Origin of the sequence: Caproiciproducens puteiluti, from assembly GCF_052442865.1 — a bacterium.
Lineage (GTDB): Bacteria > Bacillota > Clostridia > Oscillospirales > Acutalibacteraceae > Caproiciproducens.
Window position 1 is genome coordinate 3,395,737 of record NZ_CP194790.1, and the last position, 22,074, is coordinate 3,417,810.

Genomic DNA, 22,074 nt, shown 5'->3' on the forward strand with positions numbered 1-22,074 from the left:
TTCTGCTTTATAGATAAAGCTCGTTCTCACAACTTATCTAAATAAAACATTAGGTGCATAAGAAAGAAAAAACATCCAGAAGTCCGCTTGCCTTCTTTCATGTCCCCGGCGTATTGCCGCGGGCTTTTTTTATGATAAAGACGATTTTTCTTTCCAGTGAAATACGATGGCAGTTTTCGCAGGTTCACTGCCGAAAATTACCGGGGAAGCGGCTTGAGTCCGGTCAGATCGGGAATTTATGGAAGAAGAGTTCCTCCCTAGACTGGTAGTCCGACTGCCAGATCAGGATTTGAATTTCATAAAGGGATTCCATAAAGCTGGTGAAGTCCTCCTCGTACTCGTTTGCGATTACAAGAGTGGGGAGCTCGCTTTCCGGAACCGTCTCAAAAAGCTTTTGGATATAGGTAGTATCCCAGTCGTTGACCAGAGGGCGGCCCTGAAAGCACAGGTATTCGCCGGCGGGGATCCGAAGGATATTGGGGTCCTCAAATCCCGGATCGCCCTTGAGATACACAAAATACTTCTGCGATTCCCACTTCTTCTCCAACATGCTTTGAAAGGAAATGATATTGCCGTTCTGCCGCAGGAAAGCAACATCCTTGAATTTCTTATCGGCTTTCAGGCTTCGCAGTAGCAAGGATGCCTTTGAAGGCTGGTTGGAGTTTTGAATATTTCGCTCTTCCGGCAGGCTGGAAACCGCCAGCATGTAGCGCTCCCCGATCATCTGCTTATAGGGAACGGCCTGAAACTGCTGTCTGTCCGAATAGCGGAAAAAGTTAATGTACCATTTCAGAATATCCACGGTCTCCTGCATTTTCTGTTGCTCAGCCAGCTTTTCCCTGAGCTGCTTTTCCAGATAAGGCAGCAGCGCCTTGCCGTTTCCTGCAGAAAAGGCGTCCTTGATCTCCTTCAGCGACAGCCCGATTGTCTCCAGATAGCGGATGCGGTCGATGAGGGAGAGCTGGATATAGGAGTAGTAACGATATCCCGTTTCCGGGTTGGTATAAGCCGGCTCCAGCAGCCCGATATTGCTGTAGTACCGCAGCGACTGCACGGAAATTCCGAGAATCCCCGCGACTTCGCCAATGGAGTACAGATTTTCCTTATCCATATTTGCTTGTCTCCTCCGCTTTTTCGGGTCCGGCACAGACAATGGGAAAAGGGCGGGCATACTCCCCAACTGTCCAGACACACTTGTCAAACCCCGCGCCATGACCGATTGCGATCATTATATCATAATCCTTAGGAAATCACACTTCGACTCTGCAGCCGCAAACAGTTTCCTTACCGTTTTTATTCTGAATGGACAATTTTATTGATGGACAGCGCGTTCTCGACTGCGTCTATATGCCTTCAGTGAACTATTTTTTGCAAAAAATCAGCATTTTACACAATTTCAATCCTCTGAATCCCCATGAAATGTAGAAAATTCGTATCAGCCTTGACTCTAAGGCCGCTATAGACTTTACAATTAGCAATGGAAATTCAATTTTCCGATTTGTTCCCGGCCGGAACAGAGAAAGTATCTATTCCCTCATCCAGCGTATTCTCCCGTGAGGAGCATGGAGAAAGGCAGCTCGATTGGGGATAAAAAAGGAAGCGGGCTGTATGCGCTCTCTATCAGCGTTTTGGTTGCAGCCCATTCCCGCACTCGTTTGGTGAGTTAGGCATTTTCTAAATCCGTAGAGAAAAACTGAGGGGGAATTACAATATGTTGAACAGTGTCCTTACAAACTTGGACAGCTTCTTGTGGGGTGCGCCGTTTACTCTGTTTGTCATCGGCGTAGGTCTGTATTTTCTGGTGCGTTCCGGTTTCTTTCCGATTGCGCATTTCCGCCATATGCTGCACCACACTCTGGGCAGTCTTACCAGCAAGGAAACTCATAACAAAAAGGCCGGACAGACCACTCCGTTCGAGGCCATCTGCATTGCGATCGGCGGCAGCGTGGGCTGCGGCTGCATCGGCGGTATTGCCACCGCGGTGGCGGTGGGCGGCCCCGGCGCCGTGTTCTGGATGTGGGTGTTCGGTCTGGTGGCCATGATGGTCAAGATGGTGGAGATCACCCTTGGCTGCCACTACCGGAACAAGAACGAAAAAGGGGAATACTTCGGCGGTGCTACCTACTACATGGAAAAGGGCATCGGAAGAGAGCAGGGGCATAAATACGGTTTCGCTCTGGCCTGGCTGTTCGGCATCGGATTTGTGGCGCAGTTCCTGGGCGGTTCTCAGGCGTACACCATTTCCGAAGTTCTGAATACCACTTTCGGTTTCAATATGATTGCCGTCACAGTGATTTATTCCATATTTGTGTTTTATATCATTTACAAAGGCGTTCCCCGCGTGGGAGCGGTGGCCAAAAAGCTGGTTCCGTTCAAATGCACGGCCTTCCTTCTGGGCGGCGTCCTTCTGATGGCGCTCAACTACCGGAACCTGCCCGGCGTGTTCTATTCCATCTTCCACGACGCGTTCCACGGCTCCGCCGCGCTGGGCGGCTTCGGCGGCGCCACCATTGTGGTAGCCATGCGCAACGGCGTCGCCCGCGGGCTGAACTCCAACGAGGCCGGGCAGGGCTCTTCCCCCCAGATTCACAGCACCTCCAACACCGTCCATCCCGTTCGTCAGGGCCTGTGGGGCTGCTTTGAAGTGTTTGTAGACACCTTTATTGTCTGCTCCATCACGGCCCTGTCTATTCTGGTCACCGGCGTTCTGGGCACCGGAAAAACCGGCGCCACGCTGACTATCGCCGCGTTCGAACACAACTTCGGCATCGTCGGACCTATTTTCATCGGCCTGATGTGCGTTATGTTCGGCATTACCACCACCAGCGGATGGTTTACTTATTACATATCGATCATCAACCACGGTCTGCGGTATCATCCCGTCCTCCGCGACCGGGTCATTAAGATTTTCAAGTTCCTCTTCCCGCTGCCCAACATCGTTATCGTGACCTCCATAGTACTCACAGGCAATGGCCCCGATTTGTTCTGGACCATTGTGGACCTCACTCTGGTCATTCCTGTGTTTGGGAACCTGCTGGGGCTGATCTGCCTGCGCAAAAAGTTCTGGACACTGCTGAAGGATTACAAGGCCCGCTATCTGGGTTCAGGTAAGGTTGATCCTGACTTCAACCTGTTCTACGAGGATGATCCCAAGGTGGCGGCAGAGGAGGAAGCAATCCGCGAGGAGGCCCGCCGCATCACCAGCGAGGCCTATGCCAAGTCCGGTAAATCGGCCTCGTAATCCCCCGGCGAAAACGGCGGACCTCCGCCGGCTTTATAAAAAGGAGACAACAATCTATCATGTTTAAGGAAACCGAAAAAGAGTTCACTTTTTCCACCGATATACTCGCCAAGGGAGCCTATACCCGGTATCCGGTGACAAACCCCGAGGCGCTTCCGATTTTCATGACCACCGCGTTTAACGTGGAGGATCTGGATGACCTGCAGAAGCGGTACGACGAAAAGGGCTTCTGCTATAACCGCAACCGTAATCCGAACCGTTCCGCCCTTGCGGAGCTGATAACCTACATAGAGCACGGTGAGGACTCCATTTGCTGCAGCTCCGGCATGGGCGCCATCTCTACGGCGGCGATCGCGCTGACGAAGAAGGGAGACCACATTCTCTCCGACCGGACGCTCTACGGCGAGTCTCTGGAGATCTTCACCAAGATTCTCGGTAATTATGGCGTGGAGACCACGTTTATCGACTTTACAAATCTGGACGAAATCAAAGCAAATCTCCGTCCCAACACCGCCCTTCTGTATACGGAGACGGTCTCCAATCCCATGATCGCCGTTCCCGACCTGCGGGCCGTGGCGGATATTGCCCATGCCCACAACGCCCGGTTTGTGGTGGACAACACCTTCATGACCGGCGCGCTGGCAAGGCCCCTCGACCTGGGAGCCGACCTGGTAGTCAACAGTCTGACCAAGTTCGCCAACGGACACAGCGACGCCGTCTGCGGCGCAGTGACCGGCGGCAGGGAGCTGATTGCCAAGTGCTATGAGCTTCAGGTTCTGCTGGGCACTCAGTCTGACCCGTTCACCTCCTGGCTGGTCCAGCGGGGCATCCGCACTCTGGATCTGCGGATTAAGCGGCAGTCCGAAAACGCGGCGGCCCTTGCAGCGGCGCTGGACAAAAGTCCGTACGTTCTGAAGGTCCACCATCCCAGCCTGATGAATCATCCTCAGCACGACATCGCCGTAAAGCAATTCGGCAAGTACTGCGGCGGAATGCTGAGCGTGGAGTTCCCCGAAAGCCGGGAAAAGATGAATACATTCATGCGCGGCCTGCACTTTGCCCACTACGCCATGACGCTGGGCGGCTACCGCACCTCCCTGTCCTACCCTCCTATGAGCTCCCACTACGATGTGCCCCGGGAGGAACGGCTCAAAATGGGGATCACCGACGGCCTGCTGCGTATCTCCTGCGGCATTGAAAACACCGACGACCTGGTTGGCGATTTTCTGCAGGCAATAGAAGCGGCCTATCAGTAAGCGAAACTGTGATTCGAACGATTTTGGGGGAACGCACAGTACTGTGCGTTCCCCCATGTTAATTCAAAAGGAGAATGAGACAAATGAAAGATATGGTGGAAATCCGCTGGCACGGGCGCGGCGGACAGGGCGCGAAAACGGCGTCGCTGCTGCTGGCGGACGCTGCCTTCAATACGGGCAAGTATGTGCAGGGCTTTCCGGAATACGGTCCGGAGCGTATGGGCGCGCCCATCACCGCGTACGATCGGATCAGCACGGAGCGCTGCACCGTGCACTCCAACATCTATGAGCCGGACTACGTGGTGGTGGTGGACGAGACACTGCTCTCCTCCGTGGACGTGACGGCGGGACTGAAGGCCGACGGGGCCATCGTCATCAACAGTACGAAAAAGCCGGAGGAACTGCGCTCCAGGCTAAAAGGCTACCAAGGGAAGGTCTGTACCATCGACGCAGGCAAAATCAGCGTGGAAACGCTGGGGAAAAATTTTCCCAACACACCGATGCTGGGCGCTATCGTAAAGATCAGCGGCGTGGTGCCGGAGAAGGAATTCATTCAGGACATGGAGGGCTCCTTCTGGCACAAGTTCGCCAGCAGGCCCCAGGTGATCGAGGGCAATATCAAAGCCCTGATACGCTCCATGGAGGAGGTGCAGGTAGGATGAACTACAAAAAGGCAGCGGAGATCAACGAAACCATCAGCTGGAGGGATATTACTCCGGGCTGCAACATCTACGAGGGCGGCACATCCGACACGGTGGCCACGGGCGAATGGCGGACCATGCGCCCGGTGCTGCACGAAGACAAGTGTAAACAATGCCTGCTGTGTGTACCGGTATGTCCCGACTTGTCCATTCCGATGGAAAAGGACGGCAAGCGGGGCGATTTCAATTACTTCTTCTGCAAGGGCTGCGGCATCTGCGCGGCGGTATGTCCGTTTGGAGCAATCGAAATGATCCCGGAGGAGAAATAAGAAAGGAGAGCGCACAATGGGAATCAGAGAAAGACTTTCAGGCAACGAAGCAATTGCCTATGCTATGAAACAGATCAATCCCGATGTGATGGGGGCGTTCCCGATCACCCCGTCCACCGAGATCCCCCAATATTTTTCTACTTATGTAGATAACGGCGAGGTGGATACGGAGTTCATCCCCGTGGAAAGTGAACACAGCGCCATGTCCACCTGCATCGGCGCACAGGCGGCGGGCGTTCGTGCCATCAGCGCCACGTCCTCCTGCGGTCTAGTCTATATGACCGAAATGCTGTACGTGGCGGCCTCGGACCGCCTGCCCATTACGTTGGCGGTGTCGACCCGGGCGCTGTCCGGCCCCATCAACATCAACAACGACCATTCCGACGCCATGGGCGTGCGCGACGCGGGCTGGATTCAGCTCTTCGCGGAAACCAATCAGGAAGCCTACGACAACTATCTTCAGGCCATGAGGATCGGCGAGGCCGTCAGCCTGCCCGTCATGATCTGTCAGGACGGCTTCATTACCTCCCACGCCATTGAGAACATTGAACTGGCGGAGGACGACAAGGTCAGGAAGTTTGTCGGCGAATACCATCCGGACAATGCCCTTCTGGGCCGGGAGAATCCCATGTCCGTTGGCGCGTTCGGCATGCCCTGCTACTACATGGAGTGCAAGCGCCAGCAGGCTCAGGCCATGATCGACGCCAAGGAGGTCATTCGCAGGGTCGGCGAGGAATTCGGCGCGATGACCGGCCGGTCCTACGGCTTGATCGAGCAGTACCGGATGGACGATGCCGAGGAAGCTGTCGTCATTATGGGTTCCTCCGCCGGTACGGCCAAGGCCGCCGTGGATGAGCTGAGGGCCGAGGGTAAAAAGGCGGGCCTGGTGAAGATACGCTCCTTCCGCCCCTTCCCGGCAGAGGAACTGGTGGAAGCACTTAAAAACGTAAAGGCCTTTGCGGCCATGGATAAGGACGACAGCTTCAACGCCCACTGCGGCCCGATGTTTGCGGAGATTGCGGCGGCGCTGTATGCGGTGGGCGAGACCGCGCCCAAGGCGATCAACTATATCTACGGTCTGGGCGGCCGCGACGTGCGTCTGGAGAGCATCCGCCGCGTGTACGCAGAGCTGGAGCAGATCGCCGCCACGGGCGAAACGGGCGAGACCTACCGCTATCTGGACGTGCGGGAATAAGGAGGAACAGTCATTATGAGCTATAGTCTGAAAGAAAATCTTATGCGGGAGGACCGTATTGCCGGCGGGCACCGGATGTGCGCCGGCTGCGGCTCCCCCATTGCAATCCGCGCCGTTCTCCGGGCACTGAATCCGGAGGACAGGGCGGTGGTGTGCTCCGCCACATCCTGTCTGGAGGTATCCACCTTCATGTACCCCTACACCTCCTGGAAAGACAGCTTCATCCACAACGCATTCGAGAATGCGGGAGCTACGATCTCCGGTGTGGAGACGGCGTACCGTGCTCTGAAAAAGAGGGGCGGGCTGGACGATACCTATAAGTTCATCGCCTTCGGCGGGGACGGCGGCACCTACGACATCGGCTTTCAGTCCCTGTCCGGCGCCATGGAGCGAGGCCACGACATGGTTTATGTCTGTTACGACAACGAGGCGTACATGAACACCGGTATCCAGCGCTCCTCCTCTACGCCCCATTTTGCCGACACCACCACTACGCCGGTCGGCGCCGTGATTCCCGGCAAGACCCAGCGAAAGAAGGATCTGACGAAGATCATGGCGGCCCACGACATTCCGTATGTGGCCCAAACCACCTTTCTCGGCAATTTTTCCGACATCGGCACCAAGGCTCACAAGGCCATCTACACCGAAGGTCCGGCCTTTCTAAACATCCTTGCTCCCTGCCCCCGGGGCTGGCGCTATCCCTCCGAGCAGTTGATTCAGGTCACCAAGGCTGCCGTGGAAAGCTGCGTGTGGCCGCTGTACGAGGTCGCGGACGGTAAATATATTTTAAATTACAAGCCGAAGAACAAACTGCCGGTAATCGAGTATCTGAAAATGCAGGGCCGTTTCCGTCACATGTTCAAGCCCGGAAACGAGTGGATGCTGGAACAGGCCCAACAGGAAGTAGACCGCAACTGGAAAGAACTGCTGATAAAGTGCAATGAACTGTAATTCTGCGTGATCTCCTGGATTTCACTCCGTTTTTAACAGTGCAGTTCTTTTACCTCTGATATTTATTCTTTCGAATGCAGCCGTCCGCCGGAAAGGGATTATCAACCCTTTCCGGCGGACGGCTGTTCCTTTATGATAATGACTTGATCATTGTCCGGCCTTGCTCTGCAGCTAAGTAATCCCAGAGAAGAGAAAAAGAGAGGCATGGAACAGCCGATTAACAAGGCTTCCGGCAAGGAACCTCATGAATTTTCAAAGATGGATTTAGGAAAAGCAAATGACCTTAACAGCAAATCAAGGTCGTTTTCCACCTGCTGATTGATCGGATATGTGCCGTTCCTAATTGCCCAATCAAATCCGATCCCTCGGGAGAGACGCAGAATAGTCCCTGTAATTTCTTCCGCAGTATAAGACGGATGAAATTCCCCTTCGTCGATTCCTGCCTGTGCCAATCCCTTCAGGCAGATGTGGAAGGGTCGGCTGTCGTCGATCATATAAGGGTATCGCTCGTCCTGCTTCAACTGAATGCGCAGCATTTGTGCCAGAATATGGGGCCCGATCCTTCCCGCACCGGCGACTTCATGACAAATCAAATCTTTGATTGCATCGACATTCGACTTGAAACTCTTAGCCTGAAATTCATTTGAGACATACTCGTCAAGGAGGGGATAATTTTCAAAGAAAAGCTCTTCTTTGGAATGATAATAGTGATAGAAATTACCGGCCGAGACATGGGCCGCCGCACAAATCTGCGCGATAGTCACCTGCTCAATATCCGCACTTTGGAAAAGCTCCCACGCGCTTTCCCGAATGTGTTCTTTTGTTTCTATCGCCTGCCGTTGGCGGTTGGTCAGTTCTTTTTTCATTTGAATTCCCCCTGCAATTGAGTATACCGGATTAGCAACGGTTCCGCAAGAGTGAAACCGGACCCGCATATCCGTTTATCAGCAATAAATTCAATAATTTGTTTATTGACAAACAATTGAATCTAGATATAATTAAATTACATTCATTGAATCATATTTTATGAAAGGCTGGTTGTTATGGGAACTTATGACCCAATCTTCACCCCATTGAAAATCGGAAGTGTTGAAATCAAAAATCGAATCATCATGTGTGCAATGGGAGGAACCTCTCTGATCGAGCACAGTAAATTCGAACAAAAATCTGCTGATATGTTCATCGAGCGTGCCAAAGGCGGCGTAGGGCTGATTATTCCCGGCATTTCCACCATCACGGATATGTGGGGGCGCGGCGGCTGGCTCTACGAAGCCCGGGATAACGTCATGGAGCCTCTCACGGAAACGATGAAGAGCATTCATTCTTACGGAGCCAAGCTATTTCTTCAGATTGGTGCGGGAATGGGGCGCGCACTTGCCATCAACTCTCCCATGCTACCTCCTGGCACAGACCTTTGCAAGGCCCTGAACGGGCCGACGGAGGGGCTGCAGAATGTCTGGCTGCCAAATAAAAAGCATCGCGCACTGAGCTTAGACGAGATTCACGAGATCATCGAAGCATTTGGCAAATCCGCAAAGATGGTGAAAGATGCCGGCGTGGACGGCGTGGAGGTGCATGCCGTCCATGAGGGGTACCTGCTGGACCAGTTTGCCATTGCCGCAACCAATCATCGGACCGATGAGTACGGTGGTTCTCTGGAGAATCGGATGCGTTTTGCCGTTGAAATCATCCGTAAAATCAAGGAAACCTGTGGGGAAGATTTTCCGGTTTCCGTCCGCTACAGCGTCGCCAGTAAAATGAAAGGATTTAATTCCGGTGCGATTCCCGGCGAACCCTATCAAGAGTTTGGTCGGAGCTTAGAGGAAAGCCCGGCAGTTGCCCGTATTTTGGAGGCAGCTGGCTGCGACCTTCTTAATGCAGATAACGGCTCCTATGATTCCTGGTACTGGCCTCATCCTCCGGTTTACATGCCTCACGCATGCAACCTGCCGGATGCTGTTTTTATTAAACAATTCGTACATATTCCTGTCGCCTGTGCAGGCCGTATGGAGGATCTGTCGATTTCCGCACCGGCCGTCGCCAAAGGGTCCATCGATGCCATCGGCATTGCCCGCCAGCTTTTGGCCGATCCCGAATGGCCCAACAAGGTTCAGAATGATGAGATAGAAGACATCCGCCCCTGCATCGCCTGCCACACCGGCTGTTTCGGCCTGCTTTTCGGGCGCGGAACGACCTGCGCGCTGAACCCTGTTGCAATGAACGAGCGTACCCTCCGCATTCTGCCTGCCGAAAAAAAGAAAAAAATAGCCGTTGTGGGCGGCGGGATCGGTGGCATGGAGGTAGCTCGGCTTTCCGCCATGAGGGGGCATTCAGTTATCCTGTTTGAAAAAGCAGGCGAATTGGGCGGCGTTTTCGTGGCTGCTGCTTCTCCGAGCTTCAAAGAGTCGGATAAAAAGCTGATTCAGTGGTATATCCGCCAGATCGAAAAGCTGGGGGTAGATATCCGGCTAAACACCGAAGCCACTCCGGAACTGCTGAAATCATTGGCCGCAGACGAAATCGTGATTGCCACGGGCGCGAAGGAAAGAACTCTGCCGGTTCCGGGCATAGACGGCCAAAACGTTCTCAGCGCCATCGACTTCCTGCTCCATCCCGAGAATGCCGGCACAAGCGCTGTGGTGGTCGGTGGCGGGCTAACCGGCTGTGAGATCGCTTATGAGCTTTCAAAAAGCGGTAAAAAAGTTTCAATTGTTGAAATGCTCGACGACATTCTGAAGGTGAAGGACCTCGCCGCCCCGAATGCGACTCTGCTGCGGGACTATCTGAAGTATTATCAGGTAGACATACATACTTCTTCGAAACTGTGTGAAGTTACTCCTTCCGGCGTGAGAATTGAACATGCCGGGGACGAATCCGTGATTGCCGCCGATACCGTTATTCTGGCTGTCGGCTACATCAGCGGCGCCCCGCTGGCGGAACAGCTTAAAGGCTGCGCAAACGTTCATGTAATCGGAGATGCTGAGCATGTTGCCAACCTTATGGCAGTTGTTTCCGCAGCATATAACCTCGCTTTGGCTTTCTAAAATTAGAAACAATTATAATTTCATCTCAGTTCTCCGCCAAAAATAAAACTCTTGAAACCAAATGAGACTTTCAAAAGAAATCGTTCAGTTGTATCAAACTTCAGTTTACTAGACAACGCCTTGAAACTTAGCTGTAACGCGGGTTTCAAGGCGTTTGTATATTGCAGCCGCGCAGGCGTAAAAGAACATCAAATATATATGCCCCCTGCCAGCTTAAAATGAAATGACCCCAAAAAGTTAGACAAATATATTAATTAAGCAGCCGAAAGGGCTTGTTGTCTGTGAATAGCAGGCGGCAAGCCCTTCAGCAATACCTTGATTCTCCTATTGTTGTAGTAATCCAGATAATCAATCAGTTCCTTCTTGAACTGATCGATAGAATCAAATTTTTGCAGATATAGCAGCTCACTTTTAAGCAAACCGAAGAAGTTCTCCATCACAGCGTTGTCCAAACAGTTACCCTTTCGGCTCATACTTTGCCGGATGCCTTTGGCGTTCAGCATGCGCTGATATTGCTTGTGTTGGTAGTGCCAGCCTTGATCGGAATGCAGAATGAGATTTATTCCATTCGGAAGATGCTCAAACGCCTTGTCCAGCATCGTTGTGACCATCGAAAGTACCGGTCTGCCTGAAATGGTGTAGCTGACAATATCCCTGCTGCATAAATCCAGAATTGGTGAGAGATACAGCTTTTGTCCGAACAAGCAGAACTCCGTGACATCAGTCACCCACTCTGGTTGGGCAACTTAGCTACAAAGTTGCGTTCTAATAGGTTTGGTGCGATTTTGCCCACCTCTCTCTTGTAGGAACGATATTTCTTCATTCTGACACGACAAACGATTCCAAGCTGCTTCATCAGTCGTTGCACAGTTTTGTGGTTAACAACATAGCCGCGGTTGTGCAATTCGTCTGTAATACGACGGTAGCCATATCGTCCACGGTTTTCTGCGTAGATTTCGGTAATCTGCTCCTTGAGCTGGCTGTATTTGTCCGGCAAATCCGCCTGCTTCGCGTAGTAGTAATAAGTCGATTGCGGAAGATTTGCGACGTCAAGCAGGATAGACAGCTTATGTTTTTGCCTTAGCGCCGGGATTACTCGTGACCGTTCTCCCGCCGTACCCGTTTCGACACTAAGGCATGCAAGTTTTTTAGATAGTCGTTCTCCGCGCGTAACCTCTGATTTTCTGCGATCAGGTCTTCTTCTACCTGTTTGGGTGCTTTTGACAGCTTGCCCTTTCCACCACGTCCTCGGCGCTCAAGATACAGTCCTTCTGCTCCGTAGGTCAGGTAAATTCGTTCCCATAGTGCGACATTTTTGTGATCGGTATCAAATATCTTTGCAGTTTCTACGCAGGACAGCTTGTGTTCCCGCATGTATTCCACCACCTGTTGCTTGAATTCTCCTGTATGTCGCTTGTTCGGTATCCCTTTTGGCATAGAAAAACACCTCATTTGTTTTCAGTATATCATACTGTCTAACAAATGGGGTGCAATTCAAAACAGCTTGCAGGGGGCATTGATCCGAAATATTGTCATTTGAAACGCAGGGATAAACCTCCCTTTAATTGTCGAATCATTTTGACCGAGTATTACTTTGCCGATAAATGGTGTAGAATATTGTGCGGTCAGATCCTGCCGGCATTTTTTAACATAAATTCTTTCACCAAAAATTCTCTTTATGATATATCCCGAATTCTTCTCAGATTTGCACGATATATTTCATGGTACGCTTTCTGATTTATCAAACTGCTTTTTAAAACTATCATATTTCAGAGTCCTCGATTTCCGGATTAATATCTAAGCGCTACCTTTTATGTAGATAACTGGATGTCGCATTCTCAATGTTAATTATATTTTTCTAGACGATAAAGACATTTCTAAGTCCAATCCTTCTATTGCACTTCGCTTAATTGCCAATTGATACGGTCAGACGATCTGTATCTAACGCTCCCACCAACTTGACCAGAGATTCTATTGGAAGCGATTGTTGAACAGGATATTCATATTGCATTCCCAACCCGTTATATTTGCTGATGCCGAAGGTATGATACGGAAGGAACCGGATCGTTGAAAAGCAGAGACCTCCGACGATATCCACGATATCCTGTAGTTGTTTTTCCGTGTCATTAAACTGTGGGATAACAGGAACACGTACCTCCGTTTCCACTCTACCGCTCAATTCCTTCAGCGTTTTCAGAACAGTGTGGTTACTGACGCCGATTACATCCCTGTGGATAGCATCGTCCGCGTGCTTGAGGTCAATCAGAACCAGGTCCAAATAAGGAAGAAGCTTATCGTAAACACTCCAGTCACAGTTTCCATTGGTTTCAATCGCAGTATGCAGCCCTTCTTCTTTTGAGCAGCGCAGCAAATCAAGCAGAAAATCCGCCTGTAATGTGGGTTCCCCACCGCTGAATGTTACTCCGCCCCGGGATTCACGGTAGTAGGATTCATCTTTCATTACGGTTTCCATAACCTGCCGTACCGACATTTCAGCGCCAATCACCCTCCGGCAGCTGACGGGACATACCTCAATGCAGGTCCTGCAGAAATTGCACCGGAAGGAATCGGTGACACATCTTCCATTTTCTAGAGAGATTGCTTTTTCCGGGCAGCTGGCAATACATTTCCCGCACTTTATACACAGGTTTTGTGCATAGAACAACTGTGGAAGGGGACTGATCGACTCCGGGTTATGGCACCAGGGGCAAACCTGATTGCAGCCTTTCAGAAAAACAATCGTCCGGATACCCGGCCCGTCATCCAAAGAAAATCTTTGAATATCAAAAACACATCCTGTTTTTTGTGTATCCTCTGCTTTAATCGTACTTGTCCCCCCTGTAATCCCGGCGAAACCGAATTAGTACTCTGTACGGGCAATCAGCTGATCCTGCCAGCGCCTTTCCAGTTCCATGTAAAATGCGCTGAACCCGGCTACCTTTACAACCAGGTGGCGATATTGTTCCGGGTGCTGCTGTGCGCTCAACAGGGTTTCTCTTCCAATCACGTTAAACTGGGCCTGAAATCCACCCTTCTGAAAATAAATACGAACTGCATGTGCGATTTTTACAATTTTCTCATCGCTGGAAAAGGCGGACGGATGGAACTTGATGTTGAGGATCGAGCCACTATCCATCAGTGCGTGGTCCACTTTAGAAACTGAATTGAATACCGCCGTGATCCCGTTCCTATCTGTTCCCGGCACGGGAGACAGATTATCGGCAATAGCCTCGCCGCTCTTCCGTCCGTCTGGGGTGGCGCCGATTACCTCACCGTCAATGACGTTCATTACAACCGTCTGTGAGGTGCAGCCGAATTGGCCGCCGCGCAGGGGAAGAAATGCTTTCATCTTTCTTGGGATGATCTCATAAACACTTCTGCACAGATTATCTACATCATCGATGTCATTGCCGAATTTCGGGCAATTCAGTAACGCTTTTCGGATAGCGTTGTTTTCCTGCCCTTCAAAATCCACCTTTATCGCCTGCACAATCTGCTTCAGCGTATACTGCTTTTTGCGGAAAACCACCTCGTTAAGCGCAGACAGAGTGTTGGCGACATTGGGAATACCGTGTACATGAATGATGGTATCGTTGTAATTGGGTCCGCGTCCCCACGAAACATCCTTTGCCATATCAATGCGGTAATCTGTCAGGGCAGACAGGAAAGGTGTTGGAGTGAGAGTAAAATAACTTTCCGCAATGGCCCGTTCAATTTTAGGGATAAACGGCAGGTAATAATCAATCTGCTCCTGAAACAGAGCTATGATTTGGTCGACGGAGGTGCATTCTTCCACTCTGCGGGTGGCAGGACAAAAAGTTTTGCCCGTAGAAGGGTTCCATCCGTTGTATAGCGTTAGCTCCAACAGCTTGAGCAGATTGATATACACCGGTGTGACGCCCGTACCATGCTTACCGGGTACGCGCACCTCAGAGCAACCCATCGAACCCCAGTTGCGTGCATCCTTCAGCTCTATGCCTATACGAGTCAGCATATCGACGGCAACATCGTCGTTAAAGAAGGCCGGCATACCGCCGCCGTGGGCAACCAATGCTTTAAGGCTGGCCTCAATGAATTCAAGGGGGGTCTTTTTGCCGATACTGACCACCACTGTAGGGATATTCATATTGGTATTGCCCAGCGCCTTTAAAAACAGATAGGAAAGTGGGTTAACAGCAGTTTCTCCATCCTCTGTTTGTCCACCCAAAGTAATGGTCTGAAAGAGCTGATTTCCACCCAATATCTCCGTTGTACCCCAGTCGCGAAGCTTATTTGCCTCAAAGCATTTCAGCAAAAAGCATTCATAGAGTTGCTGCGCCCGGGCATCATCCAATATTCCGTTCTGAAGGTCATGTTGATAGAAGGGATAAAGATAGGAATCCATACGGCCCAATGATATGCTGTGCCCATTGGATTCGATTTGGATCAGCAGATGCACTATCAGGACAAGCTGCAGTGCCTCGTAGAAAGTATCGGGCTTTTGGGTTGAAATCTTATGACAAATACGGGAAAGCTCCAGCAATTCTGCCCTGCGGTTTGCGTCAGTCTCTTTCCCGGCCGTCTCTTTTGCCAGGCATGACAGGCATTCTGCATATTTCTCCGCACCTTCCAGGCAGAGGATAACCGCTTTTAAGAAAGCGCGCTGATCCAGATATTCCGCGTCGTTTTCATCGAGAGCCATCAGCTTCGTCTTTGCATGAACTAACACAGAATTAAAACCGGTAAGAAGCAGACTTTCATAGTCTGGAATAATATGTCCGTCGCCGTTTTGGTTATGCTCAATGGACATTGCCTGATTGATGTTCCGATGAGTGCCGTCGGAGCCCATTAAAATATCTCCTAGCGTATCCTTAAGCGTATAATCGACTCGGTCAAAGTGGGTCTTTCCGTCCCACTGTCTACAGATGTTTGAAATTTCTTTTTTCTTCCCTTCTGACACAAAAAAGCACTGCCGCGGACGTGCTCCAAAGGTATCCAGTTCCTCCTGAATCCAGTTTACTGCATACTCTGGGAAAAGGGAGGCGGCAAGCGGCTTGCTCGCCGTATTCCCCAGGAGCAGGTCGTCCGGCCCGATATAGAGGGTCATTTCGCTCAAAAAGCGATAAAACGCACGTGCCCTGCCAATCACCGTTGGCTGTGCGGGAAACCGAAGACATTCTTCCGTGTAAATCCGCGCGCGTTCCGTGCAAATCTCCGGTACATTTTCCAAAATATAAGCTTTGATGCGCTGTGTCCTAGTCATAGCCATAATAAATATCTCCTCCCTTATTTTATTTGCTTATGATTGATTATATCTGGTCTACTGCGAAGTTCAGAGAGGCCTTTGAGCCGCACACTATAAACTAAAGTTCGACTTCCATTTAATAAATTCAGATTTTTAGGTTTACTATAAAATAAAAAACTTATATCCGATAACTATTCCAATTATTCATACGATATCCTCGAATTCCAGCAGCTGGTGGATATATTTTTCTGTATCTAGTTTCAGCAATCAAAAAATCCAAATCGTGAAAATTGTCCAATATGTGCCAAATACAATAAATTCGTTTATTAATTAACCGCTTTGAGAGCTTGTGGCAGGTCCAAAGAGGAAAACTCGGTTCCTTTGCTGACACTTTGTGATTTAATGGAAGGCTCTAATTCGTCAAAAGAGGAAATGATTTTATCTGCCGTTGAGGGGGCTCCAACTGTGACCGTAATTTCGGGTAGACTTACTCCGCTGTCAAGGACATATCCGCTGTCAAGAACAGGACTAAAGATATAAGCGCCTTCTGTTGTTGGATCATAAGTTATGTTGGATATCCATTCGGAAATATCGACAAAAACACCGGATACTCCATCCACAACTGCCTTAAGGACATTAGGAAGATTGAGGAGGGAGCGAGGAGTACCATAGTCCACATCCTGTATACTTATTGAATTATTTAATGGTTCAAAGGAATGAATGATTTTGTCTGTGGCTGAAGGAGCCGCAACCCTAACCATTATTTGTGGCACAGTGATCCCGCTGTCAAGGACATATCCGCTGTCAAGAACAGGGCTAAAGATATAAGTACCTTCTGCTGTTGGATCGTAAGTTATATCAGATATCCATTCTGATACATTAACAAAAACTCCGGAGATCCCATCCACTATCGCTCGAAGAGTTTCCGATAAATTCAGAGAAGATCGGGGGGTACCGAAGGATACATTTTGAGACTTGACAGAAGAGTCCAATTCTTCGAAAGCATTGATTGTCTGAACATCTCCACTATCTGCTGCACTTACAGTGACCTCAACAGTAGTTGTCAAGGACACGTGATTGGGATTGCCAATATCTTCAGGAAGTACTACAGCGCCGGTTACTGTGAACTTCTGTTCTGTTGTTATAGCCGTATCATATGGACAGCCATTCACGTCCCAGTTAACATCCGCGTTAACAGTATCTTCATTTGTAATCAGTTCTACAGTGGAGGGAAGGCCAAGGGCTTCCGCCGTTTTTGCCGTTCCATTGTATGCCGTAACAGCTCTGGGCGCAGATATACTTTCTAAGATTTTGGCGTTATGTACTGTAACTTCACATACCCCAAAGGCACCGCCATCTATTGCGCTGGCAGATATTGTTGCCGTTCCCTCTTTTATTGCCGTTACCATTCCATTTTGATCTACCGTTGCAACTTCCGTATTATTTGACAGCCAAACCACCTTTTTATTGGCTGCATCGTCAGGCTCAACTGTAGCGGTAAGCTGCATGGTACTCTCAGTGGATATCTGGACAGTTTCGTTGTCCAGCAACACCTTTTCCGGACGGTTGTCGATTACAACACTCATTCCGTTATTACTGAAATCCGCATCTTCCGAATCCGATGTAATATCCAAATAGAATTGGTCTGCTATTAATTCATCTGGAATGGCCAGTTGCTCCTTTGAAAGATAATAAGTAATATTTTTACTCTCGCCTACTGCAAGCGTTCCAACTTCCTGCGAATCGAGTTCGGTTCCGCTGGCTCCGTCTTGGTATAGTTGCGAACGTACATTTTGGGCTACATCATAACCGTTATTAGAAACGACCGCAGTTATTGTTGCACCGCTGCTTGTTTTTTCTACATTTACTGAGCTGACAGTCAGATCAGCAAACCCAAACTCGGCAGTTGCTGCATTGTTGCTTAGATCAGCATCTGTAAAATCAGCGGGCTCCGCTATAAACTGGATATTATGGTGAGTAAGATTGCTTGGCAAAGTATAATACATATCGAGCTCAGCCGTTTCTCCAGGACCGGCATATGCATAGCTTTGTAGATTAGATGAAATGGTCTGACCGTTTTCGTCCTTTAGATACAGATTCCAGTATTTGATAGGTTTGATACTGTTGTTTGTAGCCTTGACTATTAGTTGAATATCATTACCGGGTTTCACCTCGTTTTTATTATATGATACGAATTGTTCGACTGAGGTGTCTCGACATTGAGTGCCTTCCATAACAATCAAATCCGTATCTCCAAGGGGAAATTCACCTTCTGACGGATTTTCTTTGATGCTGCGGCGATCCAAAGCCAAAGTAACATTACCGTCTGCGTTTAAGAGAGCTGAAATGGAACTAATTGCCTTCTGATAGTTTGTAACCGGCACGGGGTTGCTCCAAGCGCCGTTACTTTCGTAAGAGATCACAGCATCTTTAACATAACCACTGGATTCCAGCCACAACACCGCTTTTTTGCCATTGTTTTCAAAAACTGTAAAATCTGCCGGGCAGTCCAATCCTACTTGCTGGATGGAAGAAGCATTCAACCCTGTCATTTCTTTTAAGCTTCCGCCTGCACACCAATACAGGTTGCCATTAAGGAATTGCACACCCAGGTCATCCGTACTATCGTCTGTAATCTGTGTTGATATTGTATCATTTATGAGAAATATTTCGGAATCCTCTTCCGTTGAAATATCACCGTCTTTATCCATACTGTAAGCAATAATCGGGGTTGCCCCTACGTACTCAGTTTCCATACCGCTGATCGGATGCAACCCGGAGGATATCGTTTCCGGCGCTTGCCATACATTGTTGGAGTATTGTGCTCTGCGGATACTGTTTGTTCCTTCCAGCATAAAAGGATCGTCTTCGGAGTTTTCAATCCATGACACGCAAACCTTGCCGTTTGCTGCAGCTATACTGGGCAAAGCTTCCATCTTGCTATTTCCTGCTGTGCAAATATTTACAGGTGTACTGAATTGACTCCCATTGAAGCTGGAAAAAGTTAGATCTGTGTTCTTTGACATCTCTTGTAAAGTAACATCTGTACCAAATTGCTTTACAGCATTCTTCCATACCAGATATACTTTCCCGCTATCCTTACAGAGGCGTGGTGAAAAATCTGCGGTACCGTCGTCACTTACAGCAGTAGCTGCACTCCATGTTCCCCCACTGTTCTCAATAGAATAATAGAGTTCCGTTCTGTTTTCCGAGGTACGGTCTGCATTGTCATCTATCCAAACCAACAATTTCCGATTATTATCAATTTCTATCAGCTGAGGTTCTCCATATGGATAAACGTTTGACCTTTCAAATTCACCAGCATTCTGTGTACGAAGTGTTAGACTCTGCGTTTTATTCAGATAATCTCTCGGGACTAGATGCATGCTGTCTTTATCTATTTTAAAATTATTTCGCATGGTGGCCTGTGTATTTGGATATATTTGATAATCTAAAAATTTGACAGTGCTTTCCTGTTCCATAAGTAACAATTGTGCTTTAAAATATAATTTTGCGTTCATAATAGCGATAAAATTTTCAGAGAGGCTGTGAAACGGCATATTTATCGTTCCTTTTATGTCCCCCTTAATTCCACCTTCTAAGCCAACAATTTTATCTATTCCGGCACCAATTCCCATAGATGGCGATAGAGTCATAGCGAAATGTCCAGGGCCTGTTTCTGTACTGTTATTGGCGCGGTTATAAATCAGCGAACCTTCTGCTTCTATTTCGCCGTTTATTCCAAACTTAACATAAATTAATGGAGATATAGGGCTGGACCCGGTATAGCCGACTCCTCCGGACGAAAAAAGGCCGCCGTTTGTTAACACCATTTGCCCAGTGGCATAGCTGTATTCTATGTAGCCCATAATTTGTAATGATGCGGAAAAAGCCGTTTTGACAGACGATTTTGTTGCTTTATTTTGTAGATTAGAATATAGATTTTCCCAGGATGTGGATCTTGTTCCCTTTGATAATTCCTGAACAAGATGCTTCACGTCATCATATTCCGAACCGAAATTATTTGGAGCTTCTTCATCAAAACCTAAGAGAACCCGAATGGTCTTCTTTTCTTCGTCATATTGATACTGCAGATCTTTAAACACTGGAAGTGCCATTGAAATGTCTGTTTTGAATAATGGAAAATGATAACCCATAAAATCCACACTTGGGCCGTTCATTGTATCGCTGGATTCTGGAGGATCGGCAAATTTCATATTACCGGGTTGAGTTCCTTCCTTATAGAGGGAGAACGTGTTGACTTTATTTGTCTGCAGATAAACTCCATTTAGGGTTTGACCGTCATACGCACTTGCATTTGCCGTTTTTGCATTGCTTTCTGCAAGAATACCGTCCCCGTCCCTACTTAACGTTAAAGTTTCTACATAGTTATCTGATAGTTCCAGCAGCGCTATCCCGTCGGAATCGGTAACAGCGGTGTCACCGTTATATCCTATAGATACACCCGCAATCGGCCGGCCGCTAACCTTCTCTTCAATTCGTACGGCATAAGTTGCAGGTTCAGTATAGTTTAGTGAAGAAAATGGGATTTTGTTATCAGAGGCATAAGTTTCTGCGTATGAGCCCTTATTACCATAGATTGTTAAATTACTGCAGTTGCCAAATGCATCGGATCCTATATTGATAACAGAATCTGGAATTGTTATTTTTTTTAAATTATTACAGTATAAAAATGCTTGATTACCTATGTTTTGTATTTCGTTAGCAATTTCAACATTTGCTAAATTAATGCACATAGCAAACGTTCTAGGTTCGATATTAAGCACACTACCAGGTATATTTACTGTTCTTAGACTAAAACAATCTCCAAATGCTAATTCGCCTATACTAGTTACACCATTTTCTATGCTAACATCTATTAAATTTTCACAACCATGAAATGACCATGCCCCTATATTTGTGACACTACCAGGAATGAATAAATTATCAATACCACAATTGTTAAATGCAGCATACCCAATACTAGTCACACCATTTTTTATACTAACATTTTTTAAATTTTCACAATCGAAAAATGATTCATCGCCTATTATACCCTTAGCTATTTTTAAGTTTGTTAATTTCAGACACCCATAAAATACACCTCGACCTAATTCCACTTCATTAATGGTGAGGCTTGTTAAACTTGGTAAATCCTCAAAACAAAATTGATCTATTCTTGTTTTTACGTCGCCAAGAATATTAACAGTTGTTAAATCGATGCAATATTCAAACGCAGATTGACCGATGCTTGCAATATTATTCATCGTAACACTTTTTAAAGCACTACAGCCTTCAAATGCAAACATTCCAATATTAGTCGATCCATTTCCAATTATGTTGAGATCAGCCAGTGAAGTACAATATTCAAAAGCCCAATCTCCAATATATAGAATATTCTGGGGTATATCAATGTTTTTTAAAGAACTACAAGACTGAAATGCTTCGAATCCAATACTGGTTATATTATCTGGTACAATTATATTTTTTAAATTTGTACAATTTTGAAACATATAATAACCTATTTCAGTTAGCCCTTTGCCAATACTGACATCTGATAAAGAATTACAATCATAAAATGTGCCTCCATCATTACTTACAACGCTATCCGGAATGACGATTTTAGTAAGGCGATGGCAGTGAAAAAACACACCATATCCAAGATGAGTTATGGAGTTAGGTAGATTAACATCAGTTAAACTGTTACAATTATTGAACGCATAATTACCAATATCAATTACGGAATCAGGTAGAATAACTTGTGTTAAACCATCACAGTTTTCGAATGCATTTTCTCCGATTTTTATTACCCCATCAGGGATTACTATATCCCCGCCGGAGCCTGTATACTTTACTAAAACGCCGTTCTCAATTGTGAAATCGTCAATTTCTGCCGCATAAGCCGCAATGTCAATACACTGTGGGATTACTAAGAGCAAGGATAAAACCAATGCCAACGCCTTTACCGTTACTTTTTTCATCCTCTAAATCCCCTCTCTAAATTCTTTTATGCAATTTAATATTACAACTTTTTTGAAAATTTTACAATATATAACATTTAATTATTTTATTCAAAAATATTATTAGTCACTTTTAATATATATATTTAATAAATCATACCCACCAAGTTTTATATCCCATTGAAAGTGCAAAGGCTTTGATCATTAAAATGATCAAAGCCTTTATCTTATAA

At 47.8% G+C, this 22,074-nt stretch carries 15 protein-coding genes; 7 read left to right on the forward strand and 8 right to left on the reverse strand.

All coding sequences use genetic code 11. The features are described from left to right. Positions 1-223: 223 nt before the first annotated feature. Positions 224-1,111: a MerR family transcriptional regulator gene (locus ACRQU7_RS16405; RefSeq protein ID WP_444641914.1), complete on the reverse strand. Its 888-nt coding sequence runs from the start codon at positions 1,109-1,111 to the stop codon at positions 224-226. Positions 1,112-1,711: 600 nt separating this feature from the next. Between ACRQU7_RS16405 and ACRQU7_RS16410 the strand changes: the two genes are divergently transcribed. From ACRQU7_RS16410 to ACRQU7_RS16435, 6 genes are all read left to right on the forward strand, one after another. Beyond that, on the forward strand, positions 1,712-3,241 hold the full coding sequence (locus ACRQU7_RS16410; RefSeq protein WP_141826309.1) for an alanine/glycine:cation symporter family protein: 1,530 nt from the start codon (positions 1,712-1,714) through the stop codon (positions 3,239-3,241). Between the two features lie 59 nt (positions 3,242-3,300). Beyond that, on the forward strand, positions 3,301-4,497 hold the full coding sequence (locus ACRQU7_RS16415) for a trans-sulfuration enzyme family protein (protein WP_444641917.1): 1,197 nt from the start codon (positions 3,301-3,303) through the stop codon (positions 4,495-4,497). Positions 4,498-4,580: 83 nt separating this feature from the next. Continuing rightward, the gene (locus ACRQU7_RS16420; protein WP_444641920.1) at positions 4,581-5,159 is read left to right on the forward strand and encodes a 2-oxoacid:acceptor oxidoreductase family protein; all 579 of its coding nucleotides are present in this window, start codon (positions 4,581-4,583) and stop codon (positions 5,157-5,159) included. Continuing rightward, positions 5,156-5,467 carry a 4Fe-4S dicluster domain-containing protein gene (locus tag ACRQU7_RS16425; RefSeq protein WP_444641922.1) on the forward strand — a complete coding sequence of 104 codons (312 nt, stop codon included), beginning with the start codon at positions 5,156-5,158 and terminating at the stop codon, positions 5,465-5,467. Before ACRQU7_RS16420 ends, ACRQU7_RS16425 begins: the two co-directional genes overlap by 4 nt. A 16-nt stretch (positions 5,468-5,483) precedes the next feature. Continuing rightward, positions 5,484-6,662 carry a pyruvate ferredoxin oxidoreductase gene (porA, locus tag ACRQU7_RS16430; RefSeq protein ID WP_444641924.1) on the forward strand — a complete coding sequence of 393 codons (1,179 nt, stop codon included), beginning with the start codon at positions 5,484-5,486 and terminating at the stop codon, positions 6,660-6,662. Between the two features lie 15 nt (positions 6,663-6,677). Beyond that, positions 6,678-7,613 (forward strand): thiamine pyrophosphate-dependent enzyme, encoded by a 936-nt coding sequence (locus tag ACRQU7_RS16435; RefSeq protein ID WP_038325827.1) that lies wholly within the window; start codon positions 6,678-6,680, stop codon positions 7,611-7,613. A gap of 242 nt (positions 7,614-7,855) precedes the next feature. Here ACRQU7_RS16435 and ACRQU7_RS16440 read toward each other — a convergent pair whose 3' ends face one another. Further along, positions 7,856-8,479 carry a TetR/AcrR family transcriptional regulator gene (locus tag ACRQU7_RS16440; protein ID WP_444641926.1) on the reverse strand — a complete coding sequence of 208 codons (624 nt, stop codon included), beginning with the start codon at positions 8,477-8,479 and terminating at the stop codon, positions 7,856-7,858. A gap of 177 nt (positions 8,480-8,656) precedes the next feature. Here ACRQU7_RS16440 and ACRQU7_RS16445 point away from each other — a divergent pair, with 177 nt between their 5' ends. Next, positions 8,657-10,657: an oxidoreductase gene (locus tag ACRQU7_RS16445; protein ID WP_444641928.1), complete on the forward strand. Its 2,001-nt coding sequence runs from the start codon at positions 8,657-8,659 to the stop codon at positions 10,655-10,657. Positions 10,658-10,911: 254 nt separating this feature from the next. On the opposite strand, the gene ACRQU7_RS16450 is transcribed toward ACRQU7_RS16445, so the two are convergent. The 6 genes from ACRQU7_RS16450 to ACRQU7_RS16475 form a co-directional block, all read right to left on the reverse strand. Further along, positions 10,912-11,361: an IS3 family transposase gene (locus ACRQU7_RS16450; RefSeq protein ID WP_444641930.1), complete on the reverse strand. Its 450-nt coding sequence runs from the start codon at positions 11,359-11,361 to the stop codon at positions 10,912-10,914. 20 nt (positions 11,362-11,381) lie between these two features. Further along, positions 11,382-11,654: an IS3 family transposase gene (locus tag ACRQU7_RS16455; RefSeq protein WP_444641932.1), complete on the reverse strand. Its 273-nt coding sequence runs from the start codon at positions 11,652-11,654 to the stop codon at positions 11,382-11,384. A 95-nt stretch (positions 11,655-11,749) separates the two neighbouring features. After that, positions 11,750-12,094, reverse strand: a complete 345-nt coding sequence (locus ACRQU7_RS16460) for a transposase (RefSeq protein WP_444641934.1) — start codon at positions 12,092-12,094, stop codon at positions 11,750-11,752. A 469-nt stretch (positions 12,095-12,563) separates the two neighbouring features. Further along, positions 12,564-13,502 (reverse strand): glycyl-radical enzyme activating protein, encoded by a 939-nt coding sequence (locus tag ACRQU7_RS16465; protein ID WP_444645621.1) that lies wholly within the window; start codon positions 13,500-13,502, stop codon positions 12,564-12,566. 15 nt (positions 13,503-13,517) lie between these two features. Beyond that, a complete protein-coding gene (locus tag ACRQU7_RS16470) occupies positions 13,518-15,905 on the reverse strand; it encodes a pyruvate formate lyase family protein (RefSeq protein WP_444641936.1) in 2,388 nt (795 codons plus the stop codon). Positions 15,906-16,207: 302 nt separating this feature from the next. Continuing rightward, positions 16,208-21,862, reverse strand: coding sequence for a leucine-rich repeat protein (locus tag ACRQU7_RS16475; RefSeq protein WP_444641938.1), 5,655 nt, complete (start codon positions 21,860-21,862; stop codon positions 16,208-16,210). Between the last annotated feature and the right edge of the window lie 212 nt (positions 21,863-22,074).